This is a genomic window from Streptomyces sp. NPDC051109 (assembly GCF_044455885.1).
Classification (GTDB): Bacteria; Actinomycetota; Actinomycetes; order Streptomycetales; family Streptomycetaceae; genus Streptomyces.
Genome location: NZ_JBITFF010000008.1, coordinates 24,383 through 40,519, shown reverse-complemented (window position 1 = coordinate 40,519; position 16,137 = coordinate 24,383). Strand labels below are relative to the sequence as shown.

The 16,137-nt window shown below is 73.4% G+C and carries 16 protein-coding genes; 8 read left to right on the top strand and 8 right to left on the bottom strand.

Going from position 1 to position 16,137, the window contains the following annotated elements:
• The first annotated feature begins 126 nt into the window (after positions 1-126).
• Both paaN and ACIBAD_RS16845 read left to right on the top strand, forming a co-directional pair.
• A complete protein-coding gene (gene paaN, locus ACIBAD_RS16850) occupies positions 127-1,809 on the top strand; it encodes a phenylacetic acid degradation protein PaaN (RefSeq protein ID WP_398907415.1) in 1,683 nt (560 codons plus the stop codon).
• A gap of 92 nt (positions 1,810-1,901) precedes the next feature.
• Positions 1,902-2,927, top strand: a complete 1,026-nt coding sequence (locus ACIBAD_RS16845; RefSeq protein WP_398907413.1) for a MerR family transcriptional regulator — start codon at positions 1,902-1,904, stop codon at positions 2,925-2,927.
• Here the strand turns inward: ACIBAD_RS16845 and ACIBAD_RS16840 are convergent.
• From ACIBAD_RS16840 to ACIBAD_RS16830, 3 genes are read right to left on the bottom strand one after another with little or no spacing between them, the layout of a single operon-like run.
• Complete coding sequence (locus ACIBAD_RS16840) at positions 2,911-3,693, bottom strand: TrmH family RNA methyltransferase (protein WP_134072787.1); 783 nt, start codon at positions 3,691-3,693, stop codon at positions 2,911-2,913. The genes ACIBAD_RS16845 and ACIBAD_RS16840 overlap by 17 nt on opposite strands.
• Positions 3,690-4,934 carry an HTTM domain-containing protein gene (locus tag ACIBAD_RS16835; protein ID WP_398907410.1) on the bottom strand — a complete coding sequence of 415 codons (1,245 nt, stop codon included), beginning with the start codon at positions 4,932-4,934 and terminating at the stop codon, positions 3,690-3,692. The genes ACIBAD_RS16840 and ACIBAD_RS16835 overlap by 4 nt, the downstream gene beginning before the upstream one ends.
• Complete coding sequence (locus ACIBAD_RS16830) at positions 4,919-5,719, bottom strand: DUF5819 family protein (RefSeq protein WP_398907408.1); 801 nt, start codon at positions 5,717-5,719, stop codon at positions 4,919-4,921. Before ACIBAD_RS16830 ends, ACIBAD_RS16835 begins: the two co-directional genes overlap by 16 nt.
• A gap of 135 nt (positions 5,720-5,854) precedes the next feature.
• Between ACIBAD_RS16830 and paaA the strand changes: the two genes are divergently transcribed.
• The 6 genes from paaA (at position 5,855) to ACIBAD_RS16800 (ending at position 10,821) form a co-directional block, all read left to right on the top strand.
• Complete coding sequence (paaA, locus tag ACIBAD_RS16825) at positions 5,855-6,874, top strand: 1,2-phenylacetyl-CoA epoxidase subunit PaaA (protein ID WP_398907406.1); 1,020 nt, start codon at positions 5,855-5,857, stop codon at positions 6,872-6,874.
• Positions 6,871-7,155 (top strand): 1,2-phenylacetyl-CoA epoxidase subunit PaaB, encoded by a 285-nt coding sequence (gene paaB / locus ACIBAD_RS16820; RefSeq protein WP_053687815.1) that lies wholly within the window; start codon positions 6,871-6,873, stop codon positions 7,153-7,155. Before paaA ends, paaB begins: the two co-directional genes overlap by 4 nt.
• Positions 7,152-7,892 (top strand): 1,2-phenylacetyl-CoA epoxidase subunit PaaC, encoded by a 741-nt coding sequence (paaC, locus tag ACIBAD_RS16815; RefSeq protein ID WP_398907403.1) that lies wholly within the window; start codon positions 7,152-7,154, stop codon positions 7,890-7,892. Before paaB ends, paaC begins: the two co-directional genes overlap by 4 nt.
• A gap of 62 nt (positions 7,893-7,954) precedes the next feature.
• Entirely contained in the window at positions 7,955-8,440 is a 486-nt protein-coding gene (gene paaD, locus ACIBAD_RS16810; RefSeq protein ID WP_134074485.1) for a 1,2-phenylacetyl-CoA epoxidase subunit PaaD, read from the top strand.
• Complete coding sequence (locus ACIBAD_RS16805) at positions 8,441-9,568, top strand: 2Fe-2S iron-sulfur cluster-binding protein (protein ID WP_134072795.1); 1,128 nt, start codon at positions 8,441-8,443, stop codon at positions 9,566-9,568. It abuts the gene before it with no gap.
• Positions 9,569-9,678: 110 nt separating this feature from the next.
• Entirely contained in the window at positions 9,679-10,821 is a 1,143-nt protein-coding gene (locus ACIBAD_RS16800; protein WP_398907401.1) for an acyl-CoA dehydrogenase family protein, read from the top strand.
• A gap of 61 nt (positions 10,822-10,882) precedes the next feature.
• Here the strand turns inward: ACIBAD_RS16800 and ACIBAD_RS16795 are convergent, their stop codons facing one another.
• The 5 genes from ACIBAD_RS16795 to ACIBAD_RS16775 all read right to left on the bottom strand — a co-directional run bounded on the left by ACIBAD_RS16795 (position 10,883) and on the right by ACIBAD_RS16775 (position 16,054).
• Entirely contained in the window at positions 10,883-11,227 is a 345-nt protein-coding gene (locus ACIBAD_RS16795) for a rhodanese-like domain-containing protein (RefSeq protein ID WP_134072799.1), read from the bottom strand.
• Between the two features lie 36 nt (positions 11,228-11,263).
• On the bottom strand, positions 11,264-12,073 hold the full coding sequence (locus ACIBAD_RS16790; RefSeq protein ID WP_134072801.1) for a J domain-containing protein: 810 nt from the start codon (positions 12,071-12,073) through the stop codon (positions 11,264-11,266).
• 104 nt (positions 12,074-12,177) lie between these two features.
• Positions 12,178-13,623 (bottom strand): DUF2252 domain-containing protein, encoded by a 1,446-nt coding sequence (locus ACIBAD_RS16785; protein ID WP_398907398.1) that lies wholly within the window; start codon positions 13,621-13,623, stop codon positions 12,178-12,180.
• A 92-nt stretch (positions 13,624-13,715) separates the two neighbouring features.
• Positions 13,716-14,375 (bottom strand): response regulator transcription factor, encoded by a 660-nt coding sequence (locus ACIBAD_RS16780; RefSeq protein WP_134072805.1) that lies wholly within the window; start codon positions 14,373-14,375, stop codon positions 13,716-13,718.
• Between the two features lie 8 nt (positions 14,376-14,383).
• Complete coding sequence (locus tag ACIBAD_RS16775) at positions 14,384-16,054, bottom strand: sensor histidine kinase (protein ID WP_398907668.1); 1,671 nt, start codon at positions 16,052-16,054, stop codon at positions 14,384-14,386.
• Positions 16,055-16,137: the final 83 nt, after the last annotated feature.

The following is a 16,137-nucleotide window of genomic DNA, read 5'->3' as shown; positions in this document are numbered from 1 at the left end:
GCCCTCTTGTCCCGACCGATCGTTCGGTTACTCTAACTCCAGTCTGCTCTTCTTCACCCGCCCCTGCCTGATCTCAGTCTGCGACCCAGCCTGATCTTGCCCGGCTCAACGAGGAGTTGGTCCCTGATGGCCGCCGAGCTCACCGTCCCCCTGCTGTCCGACAAGCACCGGTCCACCCTGGACCAGGCCCTGGCGGCCATCCGCAGCCGCGCCTACTGGTCCCCGCATCCGGAGCACCCCAAGGCCTACGGCGAGACCGCGCCGGCCGACGGGCTCGCCGCGTTCGAGGCCGTCCGCGGCACCCGGTTCGACCTGGGCCAGCCCGGCACCGACGGCTGGGCCGGCGGCGAGGTGTCCCCGTACGGCCCCGAGCTGGGCGTCGAGTACCCGCACGTTGACCCGGACGTGCTGCTGCCCGCGATGAAGGCCGGCATGGGCGCCTGGCGGGACGCCGGGCCCGAGGCCCGCGCCCTGGTCTGCATCGAGATCCTGTCCCGGATCGGCGCGCGGACGCACGAGTTCGCGCACGCGGTCATGCACACCAGCGGCCAGGCCTTCATGATGGCGTTCCAGGCGGGCGGCCCGCACGCGCAGGACCGCGGCCTGGAGGCGGTGGCCTACGCGTACGAGGAGCAGACCCGCGTCCCCGGCCAGGCCGACTGGTCGAAGCCGCAGGGCAAGAGGGACCCGCTGGCACTCGGCAAGACCTTCACGGCCGTGCCGCGCGGCATCTCCCTGATGATCGGCTGCAACACCTTCCCGACCTGGAACGGCTACCCGGGCCTGTTCGCCTCCCTGGCCACGGGCAATGCGGTGCTGGTCAAGCCGCACCCGCGCGCCGTGCTCCCGCTGGCGCTGACGGTGAAGGTGGCCCGCGAGGTCCTCGCCGAGGCGGGCTTCGACCCGAATCTGGTGGCGCTGGCCGTGGACCGGCCGGGTGAGGGCATCGCCAAGACCCTGGCCGTCCGCCCCGAGATCAAGCTGATCGACTACACCGGCTCGACGGAGTTCGGCGACTGGCTGGAGGCCAACGCCCGCCAGGCCCAGGTCTACACGGAGAAGGCCGGCGTCAACACGGTCGTCGTCGACTCGACCTCCGACTACAAGGGGATGCTCTCCAACCTGGCGTTCTCCCTGTCCCTGTACAGCGGCCAGATGTGCACCACCCCGCAGAACCTGCTGATCCCGCGGGACGGCATCGAGACGGATGCCGGTCGCAAGTCGTACGACGAGGTCGTCGCCGACCTCGCGGCCTCGGTCGGCGGCCTGCTCGGCGACGACGCCCGGGCCAACGCGCTGCTCGGCGCCCTGGTCAACCCGGACGTCAAGACCCGCCTGGAGGCGGCTGCCGGCCTCGGGGAGGTGGCACTGGCCTCGCGCGAGGTGGTGAACCCGGAGTTCCCGGACGCGGTGGTCCGTACGCCGGTGATGGTGAAGCTGGACGCGTCCAAGCCGGATCCGGAGGCCCCGTACCTGTCGGAGTGCTTCGGCCCGGTGTCCTTCGCGGTGGCCGTCGACTCGACGGCGGACGCCCTGGACCTCCTGCGCCGCACGGTGCGGGAGAAGGGCGCGATGACCGTCGGCGCCTACACCACGTCGGCCGACACCGAGCGGGCGATCGAGGAGGTCTGCCTGGAGGAGTCGGCGCAGCTCTCCCTGAACCTGACGGGCGGGGTCTACGTCAACCAGACCGCGGCCTTCTCGGACTTCCACGGCTCGGGCGGCAACCCGGCGGCGAACGCGGCCCTCTGTGACGGGGCCTTCGTCTCGAACCGCTTCCGCATGGTGGAGATCCGCCGCCAGGCCTGAGGCCGCGGACGGGCGGGCCCGGCGTGGCGGCGCCGGGCCCGCTTGACCCTCGACCTGGTGGAGGTCCCAGAGTCGTGGGTGTGGAGAGCGACATGCGCAGCATCGGCGAGATGGGCCGGGACAGCGGGATGGGGGTGAGCGCCCTGCGGTTCTACGACCGCGCGGGCGTCCTCGTACCGGCATGGGTCGATCCGGTGACGGGATACCGCTGGTACGCGCCTGAGCAGCTCGACGAGGCACGGCTGCTTGCCCGGCTGCGGCGCTCGGGGATGCCGCTCGCGGACGTCCGGCTGGTGCTGGCCGGCTGGGCAGGCGGGGAAACCGGTCTGGTGCCCCGGCTGCTCGACGGGCATCTGCGCCGGCTCGAACGCGGGCTGGCCGAAGCACGCGAGGAACTCTCCACGGTACGAGCCCTACTCGGACACCAGGAGACCTCCATGACCACCGCCCCCGCCACCGCCCGGCTGACCGTGCCGGGCGGCGAACTCGCGGCCGCGCTGGACGCCGTACGCTTCGCCGCCGGAACCGACCCCGAGCTGTCGATGCTCGCCGGGATCCACTTCGACATCGAGGGCGGGGCCCTGCACCTCGTGGCCACGGACCGCTACCGGATGGCCGTCGCCCGTACGTCCGCCACCGGCCACGGCGGCGGACGGGTCCAGGTGACCGTGCCCACCCCGCTCGCCGACGCGATGCGCGCCCTGCTGACCGACGGGTCCCCGGCCCGCCTCAGCGTGGACGGGGACACGGTGGAGCTGGAGACCCAGGGCCGCCAGGTCGCCGGGCAGAGCCTCGGCGAGGAGTTCCCCGACTACCGCCGCCTCACCCGGCTGCCCGAGGGCCGCCGCCTCACCCTGGACGTACCGGCCCTGCGCCGCGCCCTGCGGGCGCAGGACGGCGAGGTGTGCGTCCTCGCCCTGACGGACAGCGTGGCCGTCGGCGACGACGACCCCACCGGTGACCGGGTCGGGGTCAACCCGGCCTTCCTGCTCGACGCGCTGGCCGCCGGGGAGGAGATGCTGCTGGAGTACGTCGGCCCCAAGGCGCCCCTCGTCCTGCTGCGCCCCGACGTCGAGGACGCGTTCTCGCTTCTGATGCCGGTCAGTCTTGAGGCGTGACCTTCGGCCCGCCCCAGTGGAAGAGGGCCATGGCCACGCTGGTGGCCAGGTTGTAGCTGGAGACCTGCGGGCGCATCGGCAGGGCGACCAGGTGGTCGGCCCGTTCGCGCAGCTCGGGTGAGATGCCGTGCCGCTCCGAGCCGAAGGCGAGCAGGGCGTCGTCCGGGAGGGTGAGGGCGCGGATGTCCTCGCCCTCCGGGTCGAGCGCGTAGAGCGGCCCGGCGGGCAGGGTGTCGATCTCCACCCGGTCCACGGTGGTGGCGTAGTGCAGCCCCGCTCCGGCGCGGACCACGTTGGGGTGCCAGGGGTCGAGATCGCCGCGGGTGACGACGCCGGTGGCGCCGAACCCGGCCGCGAGCCGGACGACGGCGCCGACGTTGCCGAGGTTGCGGGGGTTGTCGAGCACGACGACGGGCGCGGTCCGGGGCTGCCGATCGAGCCGGGCCCGCCCTTCGGTCCGGTCGGGCCGCACGGCCAGCGCCGCCACTCCGGTGGGATGCACCCGGTTCACGAGCGCCCGCAGCTCGCCCCCGCGCACCAGCCGCCCCACCTCGCCCGCCACGTCCGGTGCCAGCTCCCCGGCCAGCGCCCGTACGGCATCGGGGTCATCGGCCACGACGAGCCGCACATCGGCCCCGAACCGCAGGGCGTGCTTCAGCGCGTGGAACCCGTCGAGGAGTACGAGGTCCCCGCGCTCGGCGGCCTGCCGCCACAGCCGCGCGCTCTCGTCGGAGCTCTCGTCACGGCTCCCGTGCTGCTCAGTCATACCGCCGAGCGTACGGGCCGCGGTTGCGGAGTCGGCCCCGGTAGGGGAGCGGAGCCGCCGGGTCGCCGCGCGGCGACCCGCGCCCCGAGCCAGACCAGGAACGCCGTCGGCAGGAACACCGCGTCGGCGGCGATCATCGCCAGCGAGAAGAACGGCAGACCGAGCAGCACGGCGATCCCCGCGTGCTCCAGCATCATCAGCGCCAGCAGCACGTTCTTGATCCGTCGGTTGAACACGGTGAACGGAAACGCGACCTGCACCGCCACCGTCCCGTACGACAGCAGCATCACCGCCGTCCCGCTCCCCGCCAGTACCCCGGACAGCCCCGGCCACGGCGTGAAGTAGTCCAGCCCGAGCGGGTAGTACAGCGCGGTCCCGTCCTGCCAGCGCGACCCCTGGATCTTGTACCAGCCGGCCGTCGCGTAGATCAGGCAGACCTCCGCCATGATCACCAACAGCCCCGCGCTGTGGACGAGGTTCGCCAGGACGTCCAGGACCGCCCGCCCCTCGCCCTCCGGCTCGTACCGGTCCACCATCCACCACAGCGCGGACACGACCCACAGCGCCCCGAAGGCGGCCAGCCAGCCGTAGCCGAACCGATCCGTCACCGCGCCGAACGCGAACAGGGCGCCCAGCACGGCCCACAGCACCGGCCCGGCCGCCCCCGCCGAGGCCGACCCCCGCAGCCGCGCGCGCCGCGCGTCCAGCGACCAGACCTGCGCGCACCGCATCAGCACCAGGTACATCGCCATCAGGTGGATGACGTTGTCCCCGCCGTCGCCCATGAACACGCTGCGGTTCTGCAGCGACAGCACCCCGACCATGAACACCACGGACGTCGCACGCGTCCGCCAGCCCAGCATCAGCAGCAGGCTCGACAGCACCGACAGCGCGTAGACGGCTTGGAACCACGGCTCCGAGTCCGACCACACCAGCACCGAGAAGGCGTGGTTCGAGGCGATCAGCCGCTCCGCCAGCCCGAAGCTCCAGGGTCCCTCCGGCCCGTACAGCTCGCCCCGGTGCGGGAACTCGCGCAGCAGGAAGAACAGCCAGGTCCCCGAGAAGCCGATCCGCACGACGGCGCTCTGGTACGGGCCCAGTGCCCGCCCGCTGACCCGGGCGACCGCCCGGGCGGCAGCGGCCCGCGCCCGCGCGGCCGCCCGCGCAGGCCCCGCAGCGCCCGCAGCGCCCGCAGCGCCCGCAGCAGCCTCAGGCGCCGCACGCCTCACACCGTCCACCACGGCAGCTCCCGGTAGTAGGTCTGGGTGTCGGTCTTCTCGTCGCTCCACGGCGGCGCCGCCACCGCCCGCGTCGCCGAACGCAGCTGGATCCGTACGATCTCGTCCCGGGCGATCCCGTCGTCCGCGAGCCGGTTCAGCGCGATCCGCCGCAGGTACTGCTCCGACAGGTCGCCGCGCTCGCCGATCGGCTTGTTGTCCTCGTCGTGCGAGCCGGTGAAGAAGTCCCAGGCCCGGCGCAGCTCGTTCTGGCGCGTGTGGCTCGGCAGCAGGCTGTGCCGGATGGCCGCCCCGTCCTGCGCGGACAGGTCGCGCCAGCCGCCGGCGACCGGTGCGCCGCCGGGCGTGCGGACCTCCGCCCGTACCTCCACCGCGATGTTCTGCTGGAGCGGGTTGGGGGCGAAGAGCTTCCAGTTCTGCTCGAACTCGGGGTAGATCCAGTCGTCGACCGTCTGCGCGTGCTGCTTGCTCACCGTGTTGGACGGGGCGACGTGCAGGAAGACCAGCGCCAGGTGCCCGCAGGCGGCGAGGCCCACGGCCGCCAGCGCGAGGGCCGTGACGACCCGGTACGGGGCGGACAGGCCCGCGATCCCGGGAGCCCGCGCCGGCTCCGCCCGGTCGGCGGGCGGCTCGGCCGCCGGGCCGGCCGACAGCTCGACCGGTGACTCGACCGGCGGATCCGCCGGGGGCCGGGCCGACGGGACGGCTGCCGCGGCGACTGGTGGATCAACCGGCGGATCGAGCGGCGGAACAGCTGCTTCCGCGGGCTCTCGCTCGTTCGATTCCATCCCGCCCCGATCATCCGGCGTCCACAGGGTTGACCTCAGAGGTTGACACCCTACGGGCCGCCGACCCACCATTGAAGAGTACGAACCGAACGATCGGTCGGTCGGGCGGTCAACAATCTCTGGCAGGGGGCCGGGATGGTGGCAGTGACCCCGGAAACGGGGCAGGACTCAGGCCTCGGGGCTGACCTCGGGGCACAGCTCGCGGCGGCCTTCGACGCAGCTGTGGCGGCCGAGGAGCGCGTCGAGCCGCGCGACTGGATGCCCGAGGCGTACCGCGCCTCGCTGGTCCGCCAGATGGCCCAGCACGCCCACTCCGAGATCATCGGCATGCAGCCCGAGGCCAACTGGATCACCCGCGCGCCCTCGCTGCGCCGCAAGGCGATCCTGATGGCGAAGGTCCAGGACGAGGCCGGGCACGGCCTCTACCTGTACAGCGCCGCCGAGACCCTGGGCACCAGCCGCGACGAGCTGCTCGACAAGCTCCACTCCGGCAAGCAGAAGTACTCCTCCATCTTCAACTACCCGACCCTGACCTGGGCCGATGTCGGCGCGATCGGCTGGCTCGTGGACGGCGCGGCGATCACCAACCAAGTGCCGATCTGCCGCTGCTCGTACGGGCCGTACGCCCGCGCGATGGTGCGGATCTGCAAGGAGGAGTCCTTCCACCAGCGCCAGGGCTTCGAGCTCCTCATGGCCCTGTCCAAGGGCACCGAGGCGCAGCACGCGATGGCGCAGGACGCCGTGAACCGCTGGTGGTGGCCCTCGCTGATGATGTTCGGCCCCCCGGACGACGAATCGGCGCACTCCGCGCAGTCCATGGCCTGGCGGATCAAGCGGCACTCCAACGACGAGCTGCGCCAGCGTTTCGTGGACATCGCCGTGCCGCAGGCCGAGGCGCTGGGCCTGACCCTGCCCGACCCGGACCTGAAGTGGAACGAGGAGCGCGGGCACCACGACTTCGGCGCGATCGACTGGGCGGAGTTCTGGGACGTGCTCAAGGGCAACGGCCCGTGCAACGAACAGCGGATCGGCCAGCGCCGCCGGGCCCACGAGGAAGGCGCCTGGGTCCGCGAGGCGGCCGCGGCGTACGCGGCGAAGCACAGCGCACAGCACGCCGTACAGAACACGGCGACGAACGAGGAGGCAGGGGTATGACGCAGAACTGGCCACTGTGGGAGGTGTTCGTGCGCTCGCGCCGCGGCCTCTCGCACACGCACGCGGGCAGCCTGCACGCACCCGACGCGGAGATGGCCCTGCGCAACGCCCGCGACCTCTACACCCGGCGCGGCGAGGGCATCTCGATCTGGGTGGTGCCCTCCGCCGAGATCACCGCCTCCTCGCCGGACGAGCGGGACCCGTTCTTCGCCCCGTCGGCCGACAAGCCGTACCGGCACCCGACCTTCTACGAGATCCCCGAGGGGGTGAACCACCTGTGAGCAGCACCGATGCCGTCCAGTCTGACGTAGTCCAGTCGGCCGCCCTCGTGCTCGGGGACGACGCGCTGATCCTCTCCCACCGCCTCGGTGAGTGGGCGGGTCACGCACCCGTCCTGGAGGAGGAGGTCGCCCTCGCGAACATCGCGCTCGACCTGCTCGGCCAGGCCCGCGTCCTGCTGTCCATGGCCGGCGACGAGGACGAGCTGGCCTTCCTGCGCGAGGAGCGGTCCTTCCGCAACCTCCAGCTGGTCGAGCAGCCGAACGGGGACTTCGCCCACACCATCGCCCGCCAGCTCTACTTCTCCTTCCACCAGCACGAGCTGTACGCGGAACTGGCCGCCGGCGAAGGCCCGTTCGCCCCGCTCGCGGCCAAGGCCGTCAAGGAGACCGCGTACCACCGCGACCACGCCGAGCAGTGGACCCTGCGGCTCGGCGACGGCACGCAGGAGAGCCGTGCCCGCATGCGGACCGCCCTGGACGCGCTGTGGAAGTACACCGGCGAGATGTTCCAGCCGGTGGACGGCATCGACGGCGTGGACTGGGCCGCCCTGGAGGGCCGCTGGCTGGCCGCCGTGGGCGGCGTCCTGGAGCGGGCCGGGCTCGCGCTCCCCGAAGGCCCGCGCACCGGCGCCTGGGCCGCCGGGGCGGGCCGCCAGGGCCTGCACACCGAGTCGTTCGGCAGGCTGCTCGCCGAGATGCAGCACCTGCACCGCAGCCATCCGGGGGCGTCATGGTGACCGATACGCCCCGTGCCGCGGCCCCCGCGGGCGGGCCCAAGGCACCGGAGGCCCCGGAGGCGATGACCCGCCTGGAGGCGGAGCTGGCCGAGCTGGCGGGCTCCGTCCCCGACCCCGAGCTGCCCGTCCTCAGCCTCGCCGACCTGGGCGTGATGCGCGGGGTACGGATGTACGAGGACGGCCACGTCGAGGTCACGCTGACCCCGACCTACACCGGCTGCCCCGCGATCGAGGCCATGTCCGCCGACATCGAGCGGGTCCTGACGGGCCACGGCATCCCGGACGTGCGGGTGCGCACCGTCCTGGCCCCGGCCTGGTCCACCGACGACATCAGCGCCGAGGGCCGGCGCAAGCTCGCCGAGTTCGGCATCGCCCCGCCCCGCCCGCACGCGGCCGGCGGGCCGGTCCCGGTCGCCCTCTCGGTCCGCTGCCCGAACTGCGGATCGACCGACACCGAGCTGCTCAGCCGGTTCTCCTCCACCGCATGCAAGGCGCTGCGCCGCTGCACCGCCTGCCGTGAACCGTTCGACCACTTCAAGGAGCTGTAGATGGCCGCGTCCACGCCGTCGCCCACGTCGGGCTCCGGGCGCCCCGCGCGCCACGGCGCCTTCCACCCGCTGACGGTGGCGGCGGTCGACCGGCTCACCGACGACTCCGTGGCGCTGACCCTGCGCGTCCCCGAGGAGCTGCGCGGCGAGTACCTGCACGCCCCCGGCCAGCACCTCACCCTGCGCCGCCGTACCCCCGAGGGCACGGAGGTCCGCCGTACGTACTCGATCTGCTCGGCCGCCCCGGCCCCCTCGGGCCCGGGCCCGGCGACGCTGCGGGTGGGCGTGCGGCTGGTGGAGGGCGGGGAGTTCTCCACGTTCGCCCACAAGGAGATCGCCGCCGGGGACGTGCTGGACGTGATGGTCCCGGCCGGGCGCTTCGTCCTGGAGCCGGCCGCCGCCCCGAGCGCCGGGCACTACGCGGCGATCGTCGGCGGCAGCGGGATCACCCCGGTGCTGTCGATCGCCGCCTCGCTGCTGGCGGCGCGGCCCGACGCCCGGTTCTGCCTGGTCCGCAGCGACCGTACGGCCGCGTCGACGATGTTCCTGGACGAGGTCGCGGACCTCAAGGACCGTTTTCCGGACCGCTTCCAGCTGGTGACCGTGCTCTCCCGCGAGGAGCAGGAGGCCGGGCTGCCGTCCGGCCGCCTCGACGAGGAGCGGCTGAAGGCCCTGCTGCCCGCGCTGCTGCCCGTCGCGGAGGTGACGGGCTGGTTCCTGTGCGGCCCGTACGGGCTCGTCATGGGCGCGGAGCGGGCGCTGGGCACGCTCGGCGTCGCCCGGACCCGGATCCACGAGGAGGTCTTCCACGTCGAGGACACGGCGGCGCCGTCCCCCGCCGCGGCCCCCTCCCACGTACGGGTCACGGCCCGCCTCGACGGCCGCTCCGGGACCTGGCCGGTCCAGGACGGCGAATCCCTGCTGGACGCCGTGCTGCGCAACCGCGCGGACGCCCCGTACGCCTGCAAGGGCGGGGTCTGCGGCACCTGCCGGGCGTTCCTGGTCACGGGCGAGGTCCGGATGGACCGGAACTTCGCGCTGGAGTCCGAGGAGACGGAGGCCGGGTTCGTGCTGGCCTGCCAGTCGCACGCGGTGACCGAGGAAGTGGAGATCGACTTCGACCGCTGAGGCCACCCGTTTCCCCACCCTGGGCATTTTCCCCCGCTTGCTCTATCTTGACGCACCGTCAGGTCCGGACCGGGCCTGACGGGGATCCGGTGCGCGCGGGAGGACAGGCAGTGGACTTCACCTTCACCGAGGAGCAGCAGGCCGCCGTCGAGGCGGCGAAGGCCGTCTTCGCGGACGTCGCCCCGGACGGCGTGCCCAGCCCCGCGCTGACCCCGGGGGCCGTCGCCGAGGACTTCGACCGGCAGCTGTGGGCCAAGCTCGCCGCCTCCGACCTGCTGAGCCTGGTCCTCGCCGAGGAGCACGGCGGCGGGGGCCTCGACGCGATCGCCCTGTGCCTGGTGCTGCGCGAGGCGGCGAAGGTGCTGGCCCGGGTTCCGCTGCTGGAGCACTGCGCCACCGCCATGGCCGTCCAGGCCCACGGCAGCCCCGAACTGGCCGCCGCCCTGCTGCCCGGCGCCGGGCGCGGGACGCTCGTCCTCACCGCCGCCGCACACGGCCGCAGCGGCCACGATCCCGCGGAACTCTCCGTCAACGCCCGCCGCGAGGGCACCCGGTGGATCCTCGACGGCGTGCAGACGGCCGTCCCGTGGGCGCACGGCGCCGACTGGATCGCCGTACCGGCCCACAGCGGGGAGGGGGAGGCCGTCCTGGCGCTCGTCCCGCGCACCGCCGAGGGCCTCACCCTGGCCGACCAGGTGTCCACCAGCGGGGAGCGGCTGGCCGAACTCACCCTGGACGGCGTACGGGTGCCCGCGAGCCACCTCATCGACACCCCGGGCGCCTGGGAGCGGCTGCGCCAGCTCCTCGCCACCGGGACCTGCGCCCTGGCGCTCGGCCTGGGCACCGGCGTGCTCGCCATGACCAGCCAATACACCGGCAAGCGCGAGCAGTTCGGCTTCCCGGTGGCCACCTTCCAGGCCGTCGCCGTCCAGGCCGCCGACCGCTACATCGACCTGCGCGCCATGGAGGTCACCCTCTGGCAGGCCGCCTGGCGGCTCGACGCGGCGACCGGTGGAGCCGGCGGACCGCTGCCGAGCGCCGGGGACGTCGCCGTCGCGAAGATATGGGCCTCGGAGGGGGTACGCCGGGTCGTGCAGACCGCGCAGCACCTGCACGGTGGCTTCGGCGCCGACACCGACTACCCGCTGCACCGCTACCACGCGTGGGCGAAGCAGCTGGAGCTCCAGCTGGGCCCGGCCGCCGCGCACGAGGAGGCGCTGGGCGACCTGCTGGCCGCCCACGCCCTCGCCTGACCGCCGACGGCCCGGCCGAAAGACCCGGACGCCGCGGGTCGGGCAGGGCTTGCGGACACCCCTAGAGCACGAAGGCCGGGTTCCCGTTGTCGGTGACCATCGGGCGCCCGGCGCCGTCCCAGGCCTGCATGCCGCCGTCGATGTTCACGGCGTCGATGCCCTGGCGCACCAGGTACTGGGTGACCTGCGCGGAGCGCCCGCCCACCCGGCACATCACGTGCACGCGGCGGCCGTCCTCGACGGCCTCCGTCAGCTCGCCGAAGCGGGCCACGAAGTCGCTCATCGGGATGTGCAGGGCACCTTCCACGTGGCCGGCAGCCCATTCGTCGTCCTCACGGACGTCGAGGACAAAGCCTTCGGAGGGCACCGCGGCGGCGTCCACCGAGGGAAGCGGTCCGAAGTTCATACGTCGCCTTCTCTCATCGCAGATCTGTGTCCCAACCTATCGAACGAGCGCGGCGAGCTCCGCCTCGCGCTTCGCGACATCCGCGAGCAGCTGCTCCGCGATCTCCTCCAGCAGCCGGTCCGGATCCTCCGGCGCCATCCGCAGCATCGATCCGATCGCGCTGTCCTCCAGCTCGCGCGCCACCGCAGACAGCAGCTCCTTGCGCTGCGCCAGCCACTCCAGCCGGGCGTACAGCTCCTCGCTCTCGTTCAGCTGCCGTACGGCCTCCGGCACGGGGCCCGCCGCCCACTCCTCGGCCAGCTCGCGCAGCAGCTGCTCCTCGCCCCGCCCGTACGCCGCGTTGACCCGCGCGATGAACGCATCGCGGCGCTCACGCTCGGCTTCGTCCCGGGCGAGGTCCGGGTGCGCCTGGCGGACCAGCTCGCGGTAGAGGCGGCGTACCTCCTCCGACGGCCGCACCCGCTGCGGGGGCCGCACCGGCCGGTCGGTGAGCATCGCCGACGCGTCGTCGGAGATGCCCTCCGCATCCATCCAGTCGTGGAACAGCTCGTCCACCCCGGGCATCGGCATCACCAGCGAGCGGGCGTCCCGGGCCCGCCGCAGATCCTCGGCGTCCCCGCTGCGCTCCGCCTTCGCTTCGGCGATCAGCGCATCCAGCTCGTCGAGGCGCGAGTACATCGGGCCGAGCTTCTGGTGGTGCAGCCGGGAGAAGTTCTCCACCTCCACCCGGAAGGTCTCCACCGCGATCTCGAACTCGATCAGCGCCTGCTCGGCGGCCCGAACGGCCCGCTCCAGGCGCGCCTCGGGACGCTCGTCGCCCGTCTCTTCAGTCTGCTGCTCGCTCACCCGGCCAGCCTACGGCCGGTTGGCCCGAGTCGATGTTTCACGTGAAACATCGACCCGCGACCGTGACCCCGCGACGGTGCCCCCGGGCCGGGGCCCTGACCGGCTCAGACCCCGGCCTCCGCCGCGATCCGCCCGGACTTCACCGCCGAGACCAGGTGCTCGTGGTCGGCCTCGCTCCGGTCGGCGTACGCCACCGCGAAGGTGGCGATCGCCTCGTCCAGCTCGTCGTTCTTGCCGCAGTACCCGGCCAGCAGCCGCGGATCGGCGCTGTGCGCGTGCGCCCGGGCCAAGAGGGCGCCGGTCATCCGCCCGTAGTCGTCGATCTGGTCGGGGGCCAGCGCCGCCGGGTCCACACTGCCCTTGCGGTTGCGGAACTGCCGTACCTGGTACGGCCGCCCCTCCACCGTGGTCCAGCCGAGCAGGATGTCCGAGACCACCTGCATCCGCTTCTGCCCGGCCACCACCCGGCGGCCCTCGTGCTCCTCGACCGCGCTCTCGAAGCCCAGCGCGGGCAGGTACGGCAGCAGCACCGACGGCCGTGCCTCCTTCACCTGGAGCACCAGCGGCTCGCCCCGGTGGTCCAGCAGCAGGACCACGTACGAGCGGGTGCCCACGCTCCCGGTGCCCACCACCCGGAAGGCCACGTCATGGATGGCGTACCGGGCCAGCAGCGGCAGCCGGTCACCCTGGAGGGTCTTCAGGTACGGACCCAGCGCGGCCGCCACGGCCGCCGCCTCCCCGTCGCCGACCCGGCGCAGCACCGGCAGCGCGTCCACGAAGCGGCGCCCCCCGTCGGCGCCCGCCTCGGTGGACTTGGCGGCGAACCGCGCCGAAGTGTTGTTGCGGGCCTTCTCCGAGACCCGCTCCAGGGTGCCCAGCAGGTCCCGGGCGTCGGTGTGCGAGACGAGCTCCTCGTCCGCGATGGCGTTCCAGGCGTCCAGCGCCGGCAGCTTGGCCAGCAGCCGCATGGTCCGGCGGTACGCACCCACCGCGTCCTGCGCCGCGGCCCGACAGGTGTCCTCGTCCGCGCCGGCCACCCGCCCGGCCAGGACCAGCGAGGTCGCAAGCCGCTTCACGTCCCACTCCCACGGGCCGAACACGGTCTCGTCGAAGTCGTTCAGGTCGATGACGAGCCGGCCGCGGGCATCCCCGTACAGACCGAAATTCGCCGCGTGGGCGTCACCGCAGATCTGGGCGCCGACACCGGTCACCGGGCCGCCGGACAGGTCGTGCGCCATCAGCCCCGCCGCCCCGCGCAGGAACGCGAAGGGGTTCGCGGCCATCCGGCCGACCCGTATCGGCGCCAGCTCGGGGACCCGCCCGACGTTGGACTCCTCCACCGCCCGCACCGCGTCCGGCCGTCCGGCCGGGGCCTCGAAGAGCGCGTGCGCCGAACGCGGCACCCGCAGCCGCAGGGCCTTGCCCGCCTCCTTGGGCGAGCCCGCCACCGCCCGCGGCGCGAACCCGTCGACGGACGGGATCCGCCCGCCGGACGGCGCGCCCAGCGCCCCTGCCGGCTCCGCCACCCGCTGCTCCGGTATCGCCACCATCCGTGCCGCCCCCGCCCGTACCCGTCGTACTGTCCCGGCCCGGCGGCATCGATCCGCCCGGCCCCACCAACATCGATTCGGCCCGACCGTATCTACAGCCCGGCGTCCCTGGCCAGCAGGGCGGCCTGAACCCGGTTCTCGCAGCCCAGCTTCGAGAGGATGCGGCTCACGTACGTCTTCACCGTCGCCTCGCTCATGTGAAGCCGCCGGCCCGCGTCCGCGTTCGACAGCCCCTCGCCCAGCAGCGCCAGCACCCCGCGCTCGCGCTCGCTCAGCTCCGACACCCGCCGCCGTGCCTCCTCGCCGCGCGCCGCGCCCCGCCCCGAGGCCAGCTGGTCGACCACGTGCCGGGTCGCCCCCGGCGAGAGGTACGCGTCCCCGGCCGCGGCCGCCCGGACCGCGCCGATCAGCTCGCCCGGCGCCGTGTCCTTCAGCAGGAACCCGGCGCCGCCCGAGCCCAGCGCCCGCAGCACGTTCTCCTTCTCCCCGAAGGTGGTCAGGATCAGCGCCCGGACCTCCGGCACGGACCGCCCCAGCTCGCCGAGCGCGGTCAGCCCGTCCATCACCGGCATCTGGATGTCCAGCAGCATCACGTCCGGCATGTGCGCGCGGGCCAGGTCCACGGCCTCCCGCCCGTTCGCCGCCTCCGCGACGACTTCGATGTCCGGTGCCGAGGTCAGGATCATCCTGATCCCGGCCCTGATCAGCGGCTCGTCGTCAGCGATCACCACTCGGATCACCTTGGCTGTCACCCGCGCTCCTACTGCTCGGCCTGGTACGCCTGCTTGTCGACGAGCTTGCCGTCCTTGAAGCAGAACCGGAAAACAGTATTGGTGGTCAGCCCCGAGTCGTCCGACGAGAGCAGTGCCAGACAGTCCGAGCCCGCCGGCCGCTCCGGGCCCTTCCGGTCCAGGCCCTCGGTCATGAAGCTGTCGCCGTCGGGCAGCTTCCTGCGGACCGCCTCCTCCGACTCGCCCACCTGGATCTTGTCGCAGTCGGCCTGGTTGATCATCGCGCTGCCCGCCGAGCCCACGAGCAGCACCACCCCGGCCCCGATCACGATCACCAGCAGCACCACCGCCGCGAAGGCGATCCCACAGCCCATCGCGACGCCCCCGGCCCGGCTGCGGCCCCCCACGGCCAGTTCCTTGTCCACGGCCGCCCAGTCCATCGGCGGCGGCGCCACCGCGAACCCCCGGGCCTGCGCCTGACCCTGCTGTCCGAAGTCGTCGGCGATGTCCTCGACCCCCGCCGGCTCCGCCCCGTACGGGAGCACGCCGGCCACCCGGAAGCCGCCGCCCTCGGTCCCGCCCGCGTGCACCATCCCGCCGACGAGCCGGGCCCGCTCGCGCAGCCCGGTGAGCCCCTGCCCGCCCGAGACCACCGCGCCGACGCCCGGCCCCGCCGCCGGCCCGTTGGCGATCTCCACCACCAGCGAGTCGTCCTCGTACCGCAGTTCCACCGAGATCGGCGCCCCGGAAGCGTGCTTGTAGGCGTTGGTCAGGGCCTCCTGCACGATCCGGTACGCCGCGTGGTCGCACGCCGCGACCAGCGGCCTCGGCCGACCCGACACGCTCATCCGTACGTCGGTCCCCGCGCCCCGCGCCGTCTCCACGATCCCGGCGATCCCGGCCACTCCCCGCGCCGCGGGCTGCGCCTCCTCGGCCGGCACCGGCGCCTCGACGCCGTCCCGCAGGATCCCGACAACCTCGCGCAGCTCGTGCATCGCCGCGACCGAGGCCTGCCGCAGCACCCCCACGGCCTCGCGCTGGCGCTCGGTGAGCTGCGGGTCCACCTCCAGGGCGCCGGTGTGCACGGCGATCAGCGCCAGCTGGTGGCCCAGGCTGTCATGCATGTCCTGGGCGATCCGCTGGCGCTCCCGCAGCCGGGCCTGTCCGGCGACCATCACGCGCTCGCGCATCAGCTGACCGTTGCGCTCCTGGAGCGCCTGGAGCAGGGTCCGGCGCTGCGACCAGTAGCGGCTGGCCAGACCGGGCATCACCGTCGTGGCGAGGAAGATCAGCGTGGAGAACACGATCACGAGCACGGGCCGCTGGTCGGACCACGCCTGCACCACGCCGAAGAAGACCGCGGCGAGGAAGGCCATGGTGAAGGCGGTCAGCGCGCGGCCCACCCCGACGATCCGGCGCCCTGCCGACCAGCCCAGCAGGATGGTGATCAGGAACGAGCCGGGCAGGAACGGGGACACCGCCGACGCGACGATCAGGGTCGTGGCCGGCAGCCGGCGCCGCGCCAACGTGAGCAGCACCACAGCCGCGGCGCTGGCCGCCATCCGCTCCACGCTGCCGTTGTCGAGCTCTTCGACGCCAAGCCCGAGCAGCGCGAGCACCCCGGCGACCACCAGGTCGCCCGCCAGCATCCGCCGGGTCCACGGTTCGGGCCCCTTCAGCCAGTCCCAGCCCGCCCGCATCCTCGCCGTCGCATCCACGCGCCCGACCCTAGACACCGCCGCCCCCGCCGGGCCGCCCTCTTTCGTCGCGCCCTCCCCGACGA

Excerpts from the sequence above, each read along its gene's own strand:
- paaN (WP_398907415.1), top strand. The coding sequence starts at position 127 with ATGGCCGCCGAGCTCACCGTCCCCCTGCTGTCCGACAAGCACCGGTCC.
- ACIBAD_RS16845 (WP_398907413.1), top strand. The coding sequence starts at position 1,902 with ATGCGCAGCATCGGCGAGATGGGCCGGGACAGCGGGATGGGGGTGAGC.
- ACIBAD_RS16840 (WP_134072787.1), bottom strand. The coding sequence starts at position 3,693 with ATGACTGAGCAGCACGGGAGCCGTGACGAGAGCTCCGACGAGAGCGCG.
- ACIBAD_RS16830 (WP_398907408.1), bottom strand. The coding sequence starts at position 5,719 with ATGGAATCGAACGAGCGAGAGCCCGCGGAAGCAGCTGTTCCGCCGCTC.
- paaA (WP_398907406.1), top strand. The coding sequence starts at position 5,855 with ATGGTGGCAGTGACCCCGGAAACGGGGCAGGACTCAGGCCTCGGGGCT.
- paaB (WP_053687815.1), top strand. The coding sequence starts at position 6,871 with ATGACGCAGAACTGGCCACTGTGGGAGGTGTTCGTGCGCTCGCGCCGC.
- paaD (WP_134074485.1), top strand. The coding sequence starts at position 7,955 with ATGACCCGCCTGGAGGCGGAGCTGGCCGAGCTGGCGGGCTCCGTCCCC.
- ACIBAD_RS16805 (WP_134072795.1), top strand. The coding sequence starts at position 8,441 with ATGGCCGCGTCCACGCCGTCGCCCACGTCGGGCTCCGGGCGCCCCGCG.
- ACIBAD_RS16795 (WP_134072799.1), bottom strand. The coding sequence starts at position 11,227 with ATGAACTTCGGACCGCTTCCCTCGGTGGACGCCGCCGCGGTGCCCTCC.
- ACIBAD_RS16785 (WP_398907398.1), bottom strand. The coding sequence starts at position 13,623 with ATGGTGGCGATACCGGAGCAGCGGGTGGCGGAGCCGGCAGGGGCGCTG.
- ACIBAD_RS16775 (WP_398907668.1), bottom strand. The coding sequence starts at position 16,054 with ATGCGGGCGGGCTGGGACTGGCTGAAGGGGCCCGAACCGTGGACCCGG.